General features: G+C 42.9%; 8 protein-coding genes. All 8 read left to right on the plus strand.

Features of this window, described 5'->3' with window-relative positions:
• Nucleotides 1-242: 242 nt before the first annotated feature.
• The 8 genes from BUB19_RS22040 (at nt 243) to BUB19_RS22075 (ending at nt 17,114) form a co-directional block, all read left to right on the plus strand.
• On the plus strand, nt 243-1,337 hold the full coding sequence (locus BUB19_RS22040; protein ID WP_178371555.1) for a FecR family protein: 1,095 nt from the start codon (nt 243-245) through the stop codon (nt 1,335-1,337).
• Nucleotides 1,338-1,526: 189 nt separating this feature from the next.
• Nucleotides 1,527-4,817, plus strand: a complete 3,291-nt coding sequence (locus tag BUB19_RS22045; RefSeq protein ID WP_084097556.1) for a SusC/RagA family TonB-linked outer membrane protein — start codon at nt 1,527-1,529, stop codon at nt 4,815-4,817.
• 32 nt (nt 4,818-4,849) lie between these two features.
• Nucleotides 4,850-6,652 (plus strand): RagB/SusD family nutrient uptake outer membrane protein, encoded by a 1,803-nt coding sequence (locus BUB19_RS22050; RefSeq protein ID WP_073097804.1) that lies wholly within the window; start codon nt 4,850-4,852, stop codon nt 6,650-6,652.
• A gap of 258 nt (nt 6,653-6,910) precedes the next feature.
• On the plus strand, nt 6,911-7,633 hold the full coding sequence (locus BUB19_RS22055) for a DUF1961 family protein (protein ID WP_073097806.1): 723 nt from the start codon (nt 6,911-6,913) through the stop codon (nt 7,631-7,633).
• Nucleotides 7,630-10,278 (plus strand): DUF4962 domain-containing protein, encoded by a 2,649-nt coding sequence (locus tag BUB19_RS22060; protein WP_073097808.1) that lies wholly within the window; start codon nt 7,630-7,632, stop codon nt 10,276-10,278. Before BUB19_RS22055 ends, BUB19_RS22060 begins: the two co-directional genes overlap by 4 nt.
• Nucleotides 10,279-10,332: 54 nt before the next feature.
• On the plus strand, nt 10,333-11,745 hold the full coding sequence (locus tag BUB19_RS22065) for a sulfatase (protein WP_084097558.1): 1,413 nt from the start codon (nt 10,333-10,335) through the stop codon (nt 11,743-11,745).
• Nucleotides 11,746-12,404: 659 nt separating this feature from the next.
• Nucleotides 12,405-15,542, plus strand: a complete 3,138-nt coding sequence (locus BUB19_RS22070) for a SusC/RagA family TonB-linked outer membrane protein (RefSeq protein WP_084097560.1) — start codon at nt 12,405-12,407, stop codon at nt 15,540-15,542.
• Nucleotides 15,543-15,659: 117 nt separating this feature from the next.
• Nucleotides 15,660-17,114 (plus strand): RagB/SusD family nutrient uptake outer membrane protein, encoded by a 1,455-nt coding sequence (locus tag BUB19_RS22075; protein WP_073097809.1) that lies wholly within the window; start codon nt 15,660-15,662, stop codon nt 17,112-17,114.
• Nucleotides 17,115-17,121 lie beyond the last annotated feature (7 nt).

Raw genomic sequence — 17,121 nt, forward strand, 5'->3', positions numbered from 1 at the left:
GCCTTCAAAATCAATTTTTACTTTAGTTATAAGCTGTCTTTTTTCAGGTAGTCCCTATGATTTAGTTTGGAAGTCGGCTGAGATGGATATTCTGTTTTAATCGTTTTACGGAGGGCTATCACAGGCTCTAAGGGCTTTTGATCCTTAATTTATAGCCATTTTTAAAAGCGATTTAAGATATTTTTTCTTTTCGAAGGATAACTTTTTTCACTTTTTGTCTCCTTTGTATGAATACCGATAGCATGTGCAAAAAAGATTATACCGTAGAAGATTTTGTTTTGGATCCAGAGTTCCAAAAATGGGTGTTGTACCCCGATACCCCCACCAAAATCTATTGGGAGGCCTATGTAGCGGAAAATCCTGGAAAACACAAAGATATGGTTCAAGCCAGAAAGCTGGTATTGAACATGTCCAGGAAGGAGAGAAAGGTAGATCAAGAGTTCGTAGAAGCTACCTGGAACAACATTGAACAGGCTCTTAACAAAATCCAGGTTGGAGAAAGGAATAAGAAAGTCATACCCTTGGACTCATCAGGCACACTCAGGAAATTTGAAAAAGAGACTGGCAGGGATTATAATAGATCCACGCAATTTTACCGTTTGGTGGGCATCCTTGTCCTTACGTTTTCCCTTTCCCTTATCGTCAATTTGTTTTTACCACAGCCTGCGACCCGATTGGCAGAGCTGCCCGTCGTATATGAGGAGCATATTGCACCTCCCGGTGTAAAATCCAATCTGACCTTACATGATGGCTCTAAGGTTATCCTTAATTCAGGAAGCTCACTCCGGTACATCAAAAATTTCGAGCCGCATCAGCGGGTTTTGGAATTGCAAGGAGAAGCATATTTTGAAGTGGCCGAAGACAAAAGCCGGCCCTTTAAAGTGAAGACCGGTCCGGTCACCACTACTGCCCTGGGTACTTCCTTTAATATCAAAGCCTTTGAAAATGAGCCTTTGGATATTTCCTTGTTCACAGGATTGGTGGCAGTGGATTTTGATTTGATGTCTTCTCAGAATACAAGGCTTGATAAGGGACAGGGCATGCAAATCAATCTGGCAAGGGAAGAGGTGAAAAAAGTAACTTTTGATGCGCAGAAGGTGCTGGCCTGGACCAAAAAAACGATTGTATTCGACCATACCTCTATGAACGAAATTAAAAGGGTTTTGGAAAACTGGTATGGTGTGAAAATTAGATTTGCCAATGTGCCCAGGAATGATCTGGAATTGTCAGGGAAGTTTCAGGATCAGACCCTGGAGAACGTATTGGAAGGGTTGAGCTATTCTGCCCGATTTAATTTTAGGATAGATAAAGACCAGGTAATCTTAAATTTTAATTAAAAACATGCCTATGGACAAAACCTGATGAACGAAATAGAAAAAGGGCCACAAGTGCGTCAACACCTGTGACCCCAATGTAAGCGGAAACCGGGACGGCCATCCCTGTTCCGTTAAATGTTTATTTAACCGAATAGCCTAAACAAACAATGTAAAGATATGAAAAAATGCCTACTTAAGCATGTAATTTACATGAGCAAATTATTCACCCTCGCTTTCGCCTTGCAATGCCTCAGTATGAGTTTGCTGCTTGCCTGGAATGGCAATGCACAGGTGAAAAGTATAGAAGATGTAAACGTATACCTTTTACTCAATGAGGTAAAGGTAGAAACAGCCTTTAAAGAACTGGAGAAGATAACGGATTTTAACTTTGTTTTTGCCGGCAGAGAAATCCAGAACAGTTCATTGGTAACCATAGAAAGCGATGGAGCAAGCTTGTATGACTTGTTGGTATCCATTGCGACCCAAACCAACCTTCGGTTCAAGCAAGTCAACGAGACGATTCATGTCAAGAAATCAGACCAGGAAAGTTTGGTTGAGCCGGTGGAATATGATGCCATCACGATTTCAGGTAAGGTTACGGATGAAAACGGGGAACCTTTACCAGGGGCCACGGTTACAGTGCTTGGCACCAGTTCAGGTACAGTTACTGATTTAGATGGCAATTATTCCATGACGGTCGAAGAGGGGGCCACTTTGGTTTTTTCTTATATTGGATATATCGCCCAAAACGTTACGATTAGCAACCAAGCCAGTTTAAACATTAGTTTGGAACCTGATGCATCTGCTTTGGAGGAAGTAGTGGTAGTGGGATATGGAGAAATTAAAAAGAGTGATTTGACAGGTGCAGTCGGTTCTATAGATTCAGAAGATATTATCAGGCAAAACCCAGTACAGGCAGCCAGGGCACTTCAAGGCCAGGTAGCTGGGGTAAATGTCAACAAAATCAATTCCCGGCCCGGATCAGATTATACGATTGATATCAGGGGACTTCAGTCCATTGGTTTTAGCAATGAACCCTTGATTGTAATTGACGGAGTAATGGGAGGACAATTAACTACTTTGAATCCCAGTGATATTGCTTCTATGGATGTGTTGAAAGATGCTTCTTCCTCTGCCATTTATGGTGCACGTGGTGCAAATGGGGTAATAATCATCACCACCAAAAAAGGGGTGCAGGGTAAAACAAAAGTGACTTATGAGGGCTATGCGGGGGTCAAAACACCTGCTTTTTTGCCTGACCTTATGAATGCACAGGAATTTTACAGGGCGTACAATGATGTGGTTCTTGCAGAAAATCCAAATGCTCAGGTAATTTGGACTACCGCCCAATTGGAGAATGTTCAAAATGGAAGATCAGTTAATTGGGTGGATCAAGTTACGGATCCATCCCTTCAAACCAGTCACGTGATCGCACTTTCCGGGGGGAACGAAAATACCACTCATTATTTTTCAGCGGGATATTTGAATGAGAGAGGAAATGTTTTGCACACTGGTTTTGAAAGATTCAATCTGAAAGGAAGTGCAGACAGCAAATTGAATAATGTGGTAAAAGTTGGATTTAATACCTACTATACCCATAGTATTCTCAGTACCGGTTCTTTTGAAACCTTAAGGAATGCATATAGGGCAAGACCAACAGGTACTATCTATTACGACGATTTAAGTAATCCGACTGAAACCAACGACAAAAATGTCGATGGATATGCTTTTTGGATGGGTATTAAGGATACCCAGGTCAATAATCCTTTAACAGAGGTAGCAGCCAAAAATTTCCAGGATGAAACAAGAGTTTCCAGTTTCCTGGGCAATGGATATGTAGAGTTGACTCCTTTAGAGGGATTAACATTCAAGTCTTCATTGTCGGCTTCGGTGTTTAACAGCAGAAGAGGTGAATTCCGGGGAGCAGATTCCAAAAGCAGGCTAAACAGACTGCCCAGCGCCGGAAACGACTTCCAATTTAATGGCTCATATACCTGGGATAATATTTTAAATTATAAATTTAAGACGGGATTGCATGATTTGAATTTTACAGCCGTCCAGAGTGCGCTGCAGGAAAGATTTGAAAGCTCCATGATAAGGGTAGAAAACCTCGCATATAACTCGAGTTTTTATGCATTAAATACCGCATCCCAGATCAATGGTGTGGGGAGTGATCTGGTAGAAAGGTCTATCATGTCCTACATGGGAAGGTTAAATTATATTTTCAATGAAAAGTACCTGGTAACTCTTACAGGACGATATGATGGCTCCTCGGTTTTAGCAGAAGGCAACCAATGGGCATTTTTTCCTTCGGCAGCAATTGCTTACAGGATTGGAGATGAAGCCTTCATTCAGAATTTAAACTTGTTTTCAGATTTAAAAATCAGGTTAAGTTATGGCCGGGTAGGAAATGATGTTGTAGCACCCTACAGCACTCAGGCATATCTGAACAGGACAGCATATGATTTTGATGGCAGCCCTGCTTTCGGATATGCTCCAAGGAATATAGGAAATTCTGAATTGCGATGGGAAAATAGTGAGGAATTTAACCTGGGGATCAACATGGGCTTTCTTGAAAACCGGGTTAATACGGAAATTGAACTTTACAATAAAAAAACAAATGATCTGATCCAAAATGTGGCAATTCCTACCTCCCTTGGTTTTGGGGCAATTACATCCAATGTGGGGAAATTGCTCAATAGGGGAATTGAGGTCACCATAAATTCAGTCAATGTTCAAACCCAAAATTTCAGGTGGAATACTACAGTTAATTTTTCATCCAATCACAATGAAATATTAGAATTATACGGTGGAACTGTCCAGGAAGATATTGCCAACAGACTTTTTGTAGGATACTCCCTAAGATCCAATTATTACTATGAATTCGATGGAATCTGGCAGTTGGATGAAGCAGAAGAAGCCTTATCATATGGGCAGGTTCCAGGATCGGTAAAGGTAGTAGATCAGAATAATGACGGATTGATTTCTTCTTCTGAAGGGATCGATGATCGGGTTATTTTAGGAAATCAGTTACCCAAATGGATGGCTGGAATTAACAACATGTTTACCTATAAAGATTGGGATTTGTCCATTTTTGTGTATACACGTCAGGGAGTGCAGTTCAGGAATAGCTTGCTACAGGGTACCATGGGAGATCTCGGTAGTAATCGCTACAATAGATTGAACCTCAATTATTGGACCGAAACTAATCCTACCAATGATTACTATGGTGTATGGCAAAATAATCCTTTCCGGGAGGCCATTCAATACAAGGATGCCAGCTTTTGGAGAATATCTAACATTACGCTGGGGTATACCTTACCACCTGGCCTGCTCAATACCATTAAATTCAGTAATCTGAGACTTTATGGTCAGGCCAATAATGTGTTTGTTTTTACCAAGGAGAAAAATATTTGGATGGATCCTGAATTCAATTCCGGTACTTACCAAGATGATGTTCCCCATTCCATTTTCCAGTTTGGTGTAAGTGCATCTTTCTAATTTCTCTTCCTGATATTTAAAATAGTTACAAAATGAAAAAATATAGCTTTCAAAATGTGCTCCTGTTTTTTCTACTCATGTTGAGTGGTACTGGATGCCAGGATTTTCTTAAAGAAGAATCCATTTCAAATATCACGACCGATTCATATGTTACCACAGAAGGAGGGTACGAGGATTTAATTAAATCATGTTACCCTCTACTGCGGGATTTTATTCTTCAGTATCCCATAGCCTTACCGGGGACTGATCTTTTCCAAAATGGCCTTTGGACTGAAAAAGCAGTGGGGCAGGGACCTCCCCTCGACACCTACGTAAATATCACATCGGAAACATTTATCGGGCCCTGGGATATATTCTACCGGGAGATTGGCAGGACCAATGCAGCCATCAGTAGAGCCGAAGACATTACTTATGCCAATCCGGCCCTTAAAGCGGCAAGAGTAGGAGAGGCCAAATTTCTACGCGCGCTTACTTATTTTTATCTGGTGCAGACCTGGGGGGATGTACCTATGCCCCTTGAGGAAACCATAACGGCGAATACCGGGGTAGAAAGAATAGCCTCAGCTACTATTTATGCTCAAATCATCAAAGACTTAACAGAGGCAGAGGCCGACCTTCCAGAGATTGCTACCGATTATGGCAGGGCGACCAAAGGGGCGGCACAGTTTCTTCTGTCAAAGGTATATTTGACCCGTGGCTGGAATTTCAACAACTCTCTAGGTGGGAATCCAGATGATTTCGACAAAGCGCTGGAGTATGCGGATAAAGTGATAGAAGCTTATCCGTTGGTGGAATCGTACAACATGCTTTTCCCTATTCGTTCAGAAAACCCGTTGACCCAATATTCAGGTTCCCAGGATGCGAAAAACAGTGAGGTGGTTTTTGCAATTCAATACAATAACGATGTGCTAACCAATGCCATGGAAGGAAATGGCCGGGAACCGGGCAATTATTACCATTCTATTTTTCCGGGAAACACAGAGTTGGTGGGTAGCAGAGGTAGAACCAGTGATTATAACCGGCACTTGAACCAAAATGAACCCACACCCGCTCTGTATCGGTTATTTGATCCGCAGGTCGATAGCCGCTATTCCCATAATTTTCTGCGGGTCATTTATGCGCTTCAACCCGTTAATGATTATGCCTATAGTTTTGATGATCCAAGCTTGACGGTAAGCTATGAAGTAGGAGATACCGTCGCTTATTGGACTCCATGGAATAGGCCGGCTTACGGTGCTGACAAGGGAATTGACGAGGGAGGAACCAAGAATTATGCTGTTATGAATCACGAGCAGATCATTAGTGGAGAGGCCATTTCCAGGCTTACTGCTTTCAGGCCTACCATGTGGAAATTTTGGGAACCAAACATCCCCTATGGAGATGGTCATGGAACCTTTGATTTTGCTTTGTTCAGATCGGCCGAGGCATATCTTTTAGCCGCTGAAGCTATCGTGAAAGGTGCTACAGGTGGCTCTTTGGGTGGTGCAGAGGTCTATTACAATAAAGTGTTGGATCGGGCAGTAGGTCAGGGAGTGGATCCGCAAAAAGCAAAATTTCCTGAAATTTTAAGTTCATTGGAAACAGAGTCCTACCGAGCCACCGCTGCCAATATTTCAATTGATATGATTTTGGATGAGAGTGCAAGAGAGTTAATGGGTGAATTCAATAGGTGGTTTGATCTGAAAAGAACGAATAAATTAATTGAGAGAACTCAAAAGTATAATTTTTGGACAAAATCCAATGGTGCATTATCAGAAATGCATTTGCTTCGACCTATTCCTCAACACGAAATTGACAGGACCCAGCCGCCTTTGCAGCAAAACCCCGGGTATTGAACTGCGAAATTGAATGGGTGAATCGGGATTGAGACGGGAGACTTCTGTTTTCCCGTTTTAATTCGCGGTTCATCCTTTAGTTAAAAACTAATTAGCAATCTCTATTCGGTCGCCGATCGTTTCTGTCAAAATCGTAACCGGATTCAAGGGGTTAGTTATCATTTCTTGATCTATTGACCGAGACTCAGGGTGTGGATACCCGGGTCAGGTAATTGGTTAAAATACTAAGATTGCAATAAAAATGAAGCCGATTTGTCCATGAGAACGGTAGTTTTCTTTTTTCTGACTGTGCTATTGTCCTATCATGAATGCTTTTGTCAAATAAAGGGAATTCAAAAAGGCGAACTTGTCTATCAAAATAATATGGATTCGGAGGGAGCTGTGGATGATTGGATAATGGAAGGTCCCGGACAGGTCAGGTTTCAGGATGGCTGGATGGAGATGTATTCTCCGGAAGAAAAATTTCACCATGTATTTTGGTGTCCGGAGGATTTTCCGGGGAGCTTTATTGCCGAATGGGAAGCCCAAAACCTGAATATTGAAGCCGGTTTGTGCATAATATTCTTTTCCGCCAAGGGGAATAATGGTGCCGGTATTTTCGATACTTCTTTTCCCAAAAGGGATGGTACCTTTAGACACTATACCAAAAGTGAACATATAAATGCTTACCACATTTCCTATTATGCCAATGGAATAGATAATCCGGGGAGGGAGATTTCACACTTGAGGAAAAATAGTGGGTTTCACCTGGTTCAGCAAATGGAACCTGGAATTCCAATACGCTCTGAAAAAGTCCATAAGCTCAAATTGGTGAAAAACGATTCCCGGATTTTGATGTATATAGACAATCGAAAAATCATTGATTGGGTTGATGAAAAGGACCTGGGACCTGTTTTGCAGGAAGGTAAAATTGGCTTTCGACAAATGAAATGGACGCATTTCCGATACAGAAACTTTAAAGTTTGGGAACTCTCTAAATGAGAAATAATAAAGATAATATTAACGGATTTTTTGGATCAACAAAAATGGGTTTTAAAGGTTTTTTCTTTATCTCCATTGGTATATTTGTTTTTATAGGTTTTATTCTTTTTGGCCGGGGAAAAACCAACAAGAATAGTGGTGCTATTGAAGATCCATACCAATTGGAAGTGGTGTATCCAAGGTACCTGGACTATCCAAAACCTTCTTCAGGCATGGTAGCACTCACCAATCCACCGGCTTTAAAATGGCCAGTTGAAAAAGGTGAAAATATCAGGTATGAAGCCCGGTTATCATCGGATAGCATTTTATCCAACCCGGAAAAGATTCTCGAATTAAAAGACAGCCCCTGGGCGATCTTTAACCCGCATCAGAAGTTGGGAACAGGTACTTGGTACTGGCAATTTAGGAAATCCGGAGGGGAATGGTCAGAAATACAACATTTTAGGGTGGCAGATAGTGTAAGGTCAATAGTGTCCCCCACGGCTGAGCAGTTTTTGCATGCATTGCCTTTATCGCATCCAAGAGTACTTGTCACCCAAGCCGATCTTGCTCAAATTCGTCACCTGGACCCAAATAACGATATCCGGGCCATTTTACTGAATGCGGAAAAAGCCCTCAAGACCAGCATCCCTGAGGAAAGGGAAGGCCAACCTTTAAAAAAAGGTAAAGGTGAGGAACAGAATAAAAAGCTTAGACTTGATGCCAGCAAGGAACTGGGGACCCAGGTTTACGAATCAATTCTGGCCTTATCAGAAGGCTATATTTTAAGCGGTAAGGAGGAGTATGCTGAAAAAGCCATTCAAATAGCCTTTGAAGTAGCCAGCTGGGAACCAAGAGGAGTTTCAAGTATCAATGACTTTGGAGATGCACGTTGTATGCTATCCATGGCATTGGTATTTGACACGTTTTATGACAGACTCAGTGAGACTCAAAAAGCCGGCTTATTGCAATCTATTAAGCCCAGGGCAGCGCATTTTTATTCCAACTGGATCAATAATATTGAGGCCAGGGTTTTGAGCGGACATGTTTGGCAGCATATCCTTCATTATTTTTTCCAGACTGGTATCGCAGTATACGGTGCTGAACCGGATGCAACAAAGTGGCTGGCATATGCCTATGAATTGTTTCTGGCAAAAGCTCCTGTCCTGGGAGGAATGGATGGGGGATGGGCAGAAGGGGTTTCCTATTTTCGAATGAATATGGAAACTATGATTGATATACCATTGTATATCAAAAAATTCACAGGATTTGATTTCATCAATGCACATCCCTGGTATGAAAATCAGGTGGATTGGATGATCTACCATATTCCTCCAGGATCTGCATCGGATGGTTTTGCAGATAATTCAGAAGAAATGGATATGCCAGGCACGGAGTATGTTGCTTTTGCTCTCGAACTAGCCAAACTTACCAATAATTCCAAAGCTTCCTGGTATGCTAAGAAATGTTTAGAATACGAAAAAGCTGATTTATCAGGTCATGCTACTCTCAGGTGGATACGGCTAACAAAGACCCGGGATTTACCCATTCCTGATCCTAAACCCAGTTTAGACTTACCGACCGGAAGGCCTTTTCATGACATAGGTGTGGTATCCATGCATAGCGACATTAGCAATACAAAGGAAAACCTGATGGTAGCTATGCGTTCAAGTCCCTTTGGCTCATATGGACACATGCTCTCAGATCAGAATGTTTTTAATGTGCTGTATGGAGGGAAAAAGCTTTTTTACAGAACTGGATATAAGGTTTCTATGAGCGATCCGCACAGAACAGGTTGGTACCAGCATACCAAAAGCCAGAATGGGATATTGGTAAATGGTATGGGCCAGCCATACAGTACGGAGGCTTTTGGATGGATTGCCAGATTTTTGCATACTGATGAATTGGCATATGCCAAGGGGGATGCATCTATGGCCTATAAGAGCAAGGAAACCGGAGAAGACTATTCGGTCCTGAAAAATTACCGGCACCTGATTTTGTTAAAACCGAACCTGCTTCTTGTATATGACGAACTGGAGGCAGGTAATCCGGTAGCATGGTCCTGGCTTATCCACAGCCTGGATGAGATGAAAATCAATAGGGAAAACCAAACCTTTTCCGTCCAACAGGAAAACGCTTTGGGAGCGGGGCGAATATGGGCCTCAGAAAAACTCCTTTTACACCTGCAAGATACTTTTGATATCGATGCTGTAAATTGGCGCGGCACGCTTGGGGAAGATGGGAAATTAAAATCCTACGAAAATAACCAATACCATTTAAAAGCAAGTACCTCTAAAAAATCTTTGAAAATGCGGTTTTTCACCATCATTCAGGTTGGGGAGGACCTGAACGATACCGAATTGTCTGAAGGATGGAGCGAAAATGGAAAAGTAGAAATTAAAATAGGCAATTGGACAATCAGTGCCAACCTTGATTTAGAGACAGCACCAGACCTATTTGTTCAAAATCACGTTTCAGAAACGGTTTTTTCTTCTCATGGAAAAATGCTACGCCTGCAGAATCAATCCTATGCAGGAAATTATCCGGGGAGTAGCAGACTGGGGGTAATAGATGAAAGTGGTTTTCCTTTATTTAAAGAGGCTAAGGACCAGGTACCCTACGAAATGCAAGCTCGAATGCAGTACGTACAAAACAATAACCGGTAAATTTATAATCTTTCCGAAGACTATCACCAGACAAAGAAAATATCCTTAGCCATCATGAAAAGAACCCGCTTAATTTCGCCGTTTTTATGGTTATTGTGTGCATTGGGTAGCAGCAGCTCCTTTGCTCAGGAAAAGACTGTCCCTCCCAATTTTATTTTTATCCTTACCGATGACCAGGGTTGGAGTAGCACTTCCATCGGAATGGACGACCGGTTTGCCGCATCGAAAAGCGATTTTTTTGAAACGCCATCCATCGACCGTCTGGCAAGGGAAGGGATGCGCTTTACCAATGCCTATGCGCCAGCTGCCATTTGCTCTCCCACCCGAAGAAGCATTTTGTTTGGACAGACTCCTGCAAGGCTCGGGGACGAGACCTTTCCCGATACCCATCATCCCCGGTCGAATTCCTCTCAACTGACCATACCAGGTTTGTTGAAAGGTATTGATAGCAGTTACAAAGCCGCACATTTCGGTAAATGGGACTTACGGGCCGAGATCTTTCCCGAAGACCTGGGTTTCGACGAAAGTGACGGCGACACCCGGAATGCCCACGGTAATTTAATGACAGCAAAAGACAATAAATGGGAGGCAGTGTTTTTAACCAACGACCCTAAGCGAAGCTCCTCCATTACCCGAAGGGGAATCAACTTTATGGAAAGGCAGGTGAGTCAGGGCAATCCCTTTTACCTGCAGCTATCGCATTATGCTCCACACGTAGACATGCAGACCCGTGAAGCCAGCCTGGAAAAATACCAGAGCAAACCAAAAGGTGCCAGGCACAACAATCCTGCATGGGCGGGGATGTTGGAAGATATGGATTATACCATTGGCCAGGTATTGGACAAGGTAGCATCCCTGGGTATTGCCGGCAACACCTACATTATACTGATGGCGGACAACGGTTCTGTGGAATTGTTGCCCCCCGTGCCTTCGCTGCAAAAATTACAACACCCCGATACATTCGATCAACCCCTGCGCAATGCACCGCTCCGGGCAGGCAAATGGACGCTCTACGAAGGGGGGATACGGGTTCCATTTATGGTAAAAGGTCCCGGAATTAAACCCGGTACCATGAGTCATGAACCGGTAGGAGGTTGGGACATTTTGCCAACTATCGCCATACTAGCTGGGGATACTGACCTCCTGCCGGAGTACCTGGATGGAGGCAGTTTTGCCGGCATTTTACGATCCGAAGGAAGAGGGGAGGTTCTGAGAAAAAACGATTTCCTGGTCTTTCACCGTTACAGCAAGGGCTATCCCCACTCGGCCTTGATTCAGGGGGAGTTTAAACTTATTCGGTTTTGGAAAAGCGGCAAGCTGGAATTGTACCACCTGCCGACCGATCTTGGTGAAACGACTGATTTGTACCCTATTCAAACCGCAAAGGCGGAGGAGTTGGATAACATGTTAGCGACCTACCTGCAGGAAGTAAACCCGGAGCTAGCCAAAAAATTATTATCCTATTAGCACTTTTACAGCCTGATACCATTACCAGATTTTTGCTTGTTAGCAGACCGGGCATTTTTCCATTGAGTTTTATAGCTTCAGGTGGTTGAACCCGACTATCAAAAGCAGCGTCGGATTGAGGGCTAGCGAAACCATCGGTTTGGACAGTATTTTGGGTCTGGCTTGGGAAGCTTTTTCTCAGCCCAGCTATCGGAGTGGAGTTTGTGTCTGGTTTTTACTGTAAATTATAGTTTGCTGTTGGCTGAATTGTAGAATGGTTTAGTAAAAGTTTCTTGAAAATCTCGATATTCCGGAAAGGAAGAGACAAGTAAATTTTTTGATCTTTTGGATTATTCCTTTTTTACCATATTTTTTACTAATCCCAATAAATAAGACAAGGGAACATTTTAACTAGGATTGAAAATTACACTTTAGGTTTTTTGATTTAGTTTAAAATATTACTAATTTTTATGAGCGCATTACCTTACAAAAAAATAACACAAATGCATTTTATTGTAACTAAAAATCAAATTGAATGCTTGTCCGTCCTGATTTTACCACTAAAAAATTTAAATGACAAGCCTTGCCTTTGCAAACATACTATACATGACGGCTAAAATAATGGATACCTTGTTAGATGCAATCTGGTAAATTTAATTTTTAATTTAAACCCAACTGTAATGGAATTAAAAGATAATTGTAGCAGAAAGAGCGATAATTTTTGTCGTTATCTCAGAATGATCAGGCCTAGAGGGATACCTTTTAGAACGTTGATTTCCGGAATTTGTATTTCTCTGCTTTTTACTATTGAAATTGTTGCCACAGGATTGTCAGGACATGGATTATATCCTCTCGGAGAAATTGACCTTGTTTCAAACAGAGTCGACATCCAAATCTCAGGTACCGTTACCGATGAAAATGGCGATCCGCTACCCGGTGCTTCCATCACCGTAATGGGCACTACCTCGGGTACAGTTACAGATATAGACGGTAACTATACCATTAATGTGCCGGAGGAATCCTCCCTGGTATTTTCCTACATCGGCTACGAATCGAAAACTGTAAAGGTCGGCGCGCAAACAACCATTAACGTAAGCCTGTCACAGGACGAAGCTTCCCTGGATGAGGTAGTGGTGGTGGGATATGGTACTGTTAGAAAAAGTGACCTCACGGGCTCAGTCAGTTCTATTCAAGCGGATAAGTTAAACACGGATTCCCAGGCATCGGTAGAGCAGATCATTCAGGGAAGACTTCCCGGGGTACAGGTCACCCAGGCAAGTGCCCGGCCAGGCGGAAATTTCTCTATCAGAATAAGAGGGTCTAATTCCATAACGGCCGGAAATGAACCGCTATATGTGATCGACGGACTTCCCGGCGCCAATCCGGAAAATTCATTAAATCCATCCGATATTAAATCCATAGAGGTGTTAAAAGATGCCTCAGCCACCTCCATTTATGGAGCCAGGGGTTCTAACGGCGTTGTACTGATAACCACAAAAAATGGAAAGCAGAATAGTCCATTGACGATAAATTATAACACAACGATCAGTATGCAGGAGCCTACACGCACTTTAGACATGATGGATGCCCGGCAATACATGTCATTTTACAATGACGTTTACATCGATAGGGGGCTTGAACCGCTGTTCAGTCAAAATGACTTTACCACCATAGGTGCAGGTACTGATTGGCAAGCTGAGGTTTTCCGCTCTGCACCCATCCAGGAACACCGGATTTCTTTTTCGGGTGGATCTGAAGATACCCAGTATTTCCTATCCTTAAATGCTTTTGACCAGGATGGCATCGTTATCAGTTCTGGTTTTAAACGGTTTTCCGGACGGATAAATCTTACCCATTCTGTAGGGGACAGGCTCAGAATAGGCATTAATTTAAACAATAGTTTCGTGCAGGAGGATCAGATACCGCTTGGTCTGGGCGTCAATGCTACTGCCGGTGTCATTGCGGCGGCGCTACAATTACCACCAACAGAGCCGGTATTCAATAGCGACGGAACCTATTCAACAAGCCTGCAGGATCTGAGCAATCCTGTGGCCCAGGCACGAACCATGGATCGGTTCGAAAAAAGAACCCGTCTGTTTGGTAATGGTTTTTTGGAATATGAACTTATAGAAGACCTGAAAGCAAAATTTAATTTGGGTATAGATCAAAGTATTGCAAGAGGTGATAGTTTTGATGATGTCGTTACACAAATCGGATTGCTGCGACAGGGACAGGCATCGCAAAGTTTACGCGAAAGCAATAGTCATGTAGTTGAATTTACATTGGATTACAATAAAACATTTAATGCGCAGCACAAATTGAATCTGCTGGGTGGTTATTCCTACCAGGAGTTCATGAATTCGGGTTTTAATGCAAGCGCAATGAGCTTCCCGACCACATCATTCGGACCGAATAATCTGGGATCGGGTGATCCTTTTCTCAATGAGGTAGGCTCATTCAAAGGGAAAAATAATATTGTTTCTGGTTTCGGTAGGGTAAATTACGCATATGATGAACGGTTTCTGATGACGGCATCGTTTAGGGCAGACGGTTCCTCCAGATTTGGTGCCAATAATAAATTTGCCTACTTCCCATCCGGTGCTTTGGCCTGGAACATATCCAATGAATCATTTTTTCCAGAGGAAGGGCTTGTTTCCGATATTAAATTAAGGGCCAGTTATGGAGTAAGTGGTAATCAGGAAATTGATAACGGAAGATCGCTGGTTCTTTTGGGATCGGGGCCGGTTGCGGTTTTTAATGGTAACGAATTTCAATCCATTGCTCCCACTCAACTGGCAAACCCCGATTTGAAATGGGAAACAACGGAATCTTTTAATCTGGGAGTCGATTTGGGCATTCTTTTCGGGAGAATATCCGGCTCAGTGGAATACTTTCAGAACAATACCAGAGACTTACTGTTGTTGTTACCCATCCCTACCACCACGGGTTTTGGGAATTCTCTGCAGAATGTAGGGAATACCCGGAATAGTGGTTTTGAGTTTTCCCTGACGTCCAGAAACATAGACGGTAATTTTTCATGGATAACGGATATCAATATGGCCACTGTTAAAAATGAGGTGACCAATCTCGGGGAACTGCCCAGGATTCTTCAGGGTGGTACCCGATTTATGCAGGATTATACCATATTGGAAGTCGGTAGTCCTGTCAATGCCTATTACGGGCATGTATTTGATGGGATCATACAGTCTTCAGAAGAGTTGGCCAATTCACCTTCTCAGACGAATGGGGCAGTGGGCAGTAGGAAATTCAGGGATTTGAACGGTGATAATGTGATCAACGATCAGGATAGAACCATTATCGGAGATCCCTTTCCGAATTTCACCCTGGGCCTAAACAACACCCTATCGTATAAAGGCTTCTCCCTGGATGTCTTCCTGGAGGGAAAATTTGGTTTTGAAATGGCAAATTTCACCAAAATTGACTCTGAAAATCCAATCGATGATTTGAGGAACCGGCAAACCTATGTTTTGGACAGATGGACACCTGATATCCTCACGAATGAAAACCCGTCTTTTGTAAATCCTTCCCGAACCTATGACTTCAATAGCAGAATAGTAGAAGATGCTTCGTTTGTGCGATTAAGGAGTGCGAGGATAGCCTACGCATTTCCCAATGTAAACATCAAGGGTATTTCCTCACTACTGGTTTATGCTTCCGGTCAGAACCTGATCACCTGGACGGGCTACAGCGGATACAATCCTGATATCAACTCTCTGGGAACTTCAAACCTAAGGATCGATTATAGTGCCTACCCACTTGCCAGAACCTATGCACTGGGAATCAATATAGGTTTTTAAGGATATGAAACTGACACCATTAATACTAAGCATAGCGGGAAGACATTACTTTATTCGTCAACGGTGCACCCAGTTCAGTATGGGGACATACTTTGTGACCACTAAAAGAAAACTATCATGAATAAGATAAAATCACTTCACATAATCATTTCGGTAATTCTAATTGCCTCATCGCTGGTTTCCTGCGAAGATTTATTGGAAGAGGAAACCTTTACCGTTCTAAGTCCCAATGATTTTTTCAACACGGGCGATGACCTTGATGTGGTCCTAAACTCAGTCTATGGCGAGTTGAGGTACAGCGATATAAAGCGAGACGGGATAACGCTGCAAGAGGTAAATACGGACATCGCATTGGAACGTGGCGGAGGCATATTTACCTTCAATGAGCCTATTGAGGAATTTACCTGGACGAGCTCTCATCAATGGTTACGGAGTATGTGGGAGCGCCGTTACCGCACGATTTTCAGAACTAACGTAGTATTGGACAATGCGGAAGGTATTGAAATGAATGAAACCAGGAAAAGTGAAACAATTGCTGAAGCCAGGTTTTTACGCGCATTTAACTATTATCTGCTGTACGATCTTTTTGGACCGGTTCCCCTCATTACCCAAAGCCAAACAGCAGTTACAGACCGGCCTGCCAGGGCTTCTGAAGAGGAAATCGTTTCTTTTATTGAAAATGAACTCATCGCTGCAGCGGAGGCATTGCCTGTGGCACCAAGAAATGGAGAATACGGGCGGGCCACGAAAGGAGCTGCTCTGGGTATTCTGTCCAAGTTTTATTTGATGACGAAGAAATGGCAGGAGGTTGCGTCTGCGACCCGGCAGGTGATGGACCTCGGGATATATGATTTGTTTACTCAGGGCAATAGAACTGAATTGTTCAGTCCCGATAACCAAAGGGACAACGAATTCATTTTTGTGGCAGTAATGTCGGATAATCCTGACGACAACACCGGAGATGGCTGGCTGAGCCATGTCGTTCCCAGAGGCTATCAATGGCAATATCCACCACGAGTCATATTTGCTGCCGAGTATAAGATATGGTCAGCCTTTCTGGAGCTATTCGAGCCTGAAGACGAAAGACTAAACGCATTTTTATTTGAGTTTGTCAATGAGCAGGGGGAGACAATAGTCTTGGGTGAAGATAATGCACGAAGCATGAAATTTCCTGAATATCCGACTCAGGGGATCAGCCGTTCCTCTGATGATTTTCCTTTTATACGGTATGCGGATATCCTGCTTTCCAGATCTGAGGCCTTGAATGAACTCAATGGGCCTAATCAGGAATCTGTAGATTTGCTCAACATGGTGAGGGAGGCCGCCGGAGTATCTACTTTTGCCCTAAGCGATTTTGCTTCCGGGGAAGATTTCAGAGATTTCATTTTGGACGAAAGAGGCAGGGAATTTCATACAGAAGCATTGCGCCGACAGGACCTGGTGCGTCATGGGAAATTTATAGAAATGGCCAGGGGAAGGGGCAAACCCGCAATGGAGTATCATGTACGCTATCCTATCCCGCAAACCGAAATCGAACGAAATCCAAATTTAACGCAAAATGAAGGATATTAAATTTACT

Source organism: Cyclobacterium lianum, from assembly GCF_900143075.1.
GTDB lineage: Bacteria > Bacteroidota > Bacteroidia > Cytophagales > Cyclobacteriaceae > Cyclobacterium > Cyclobacterium lianum.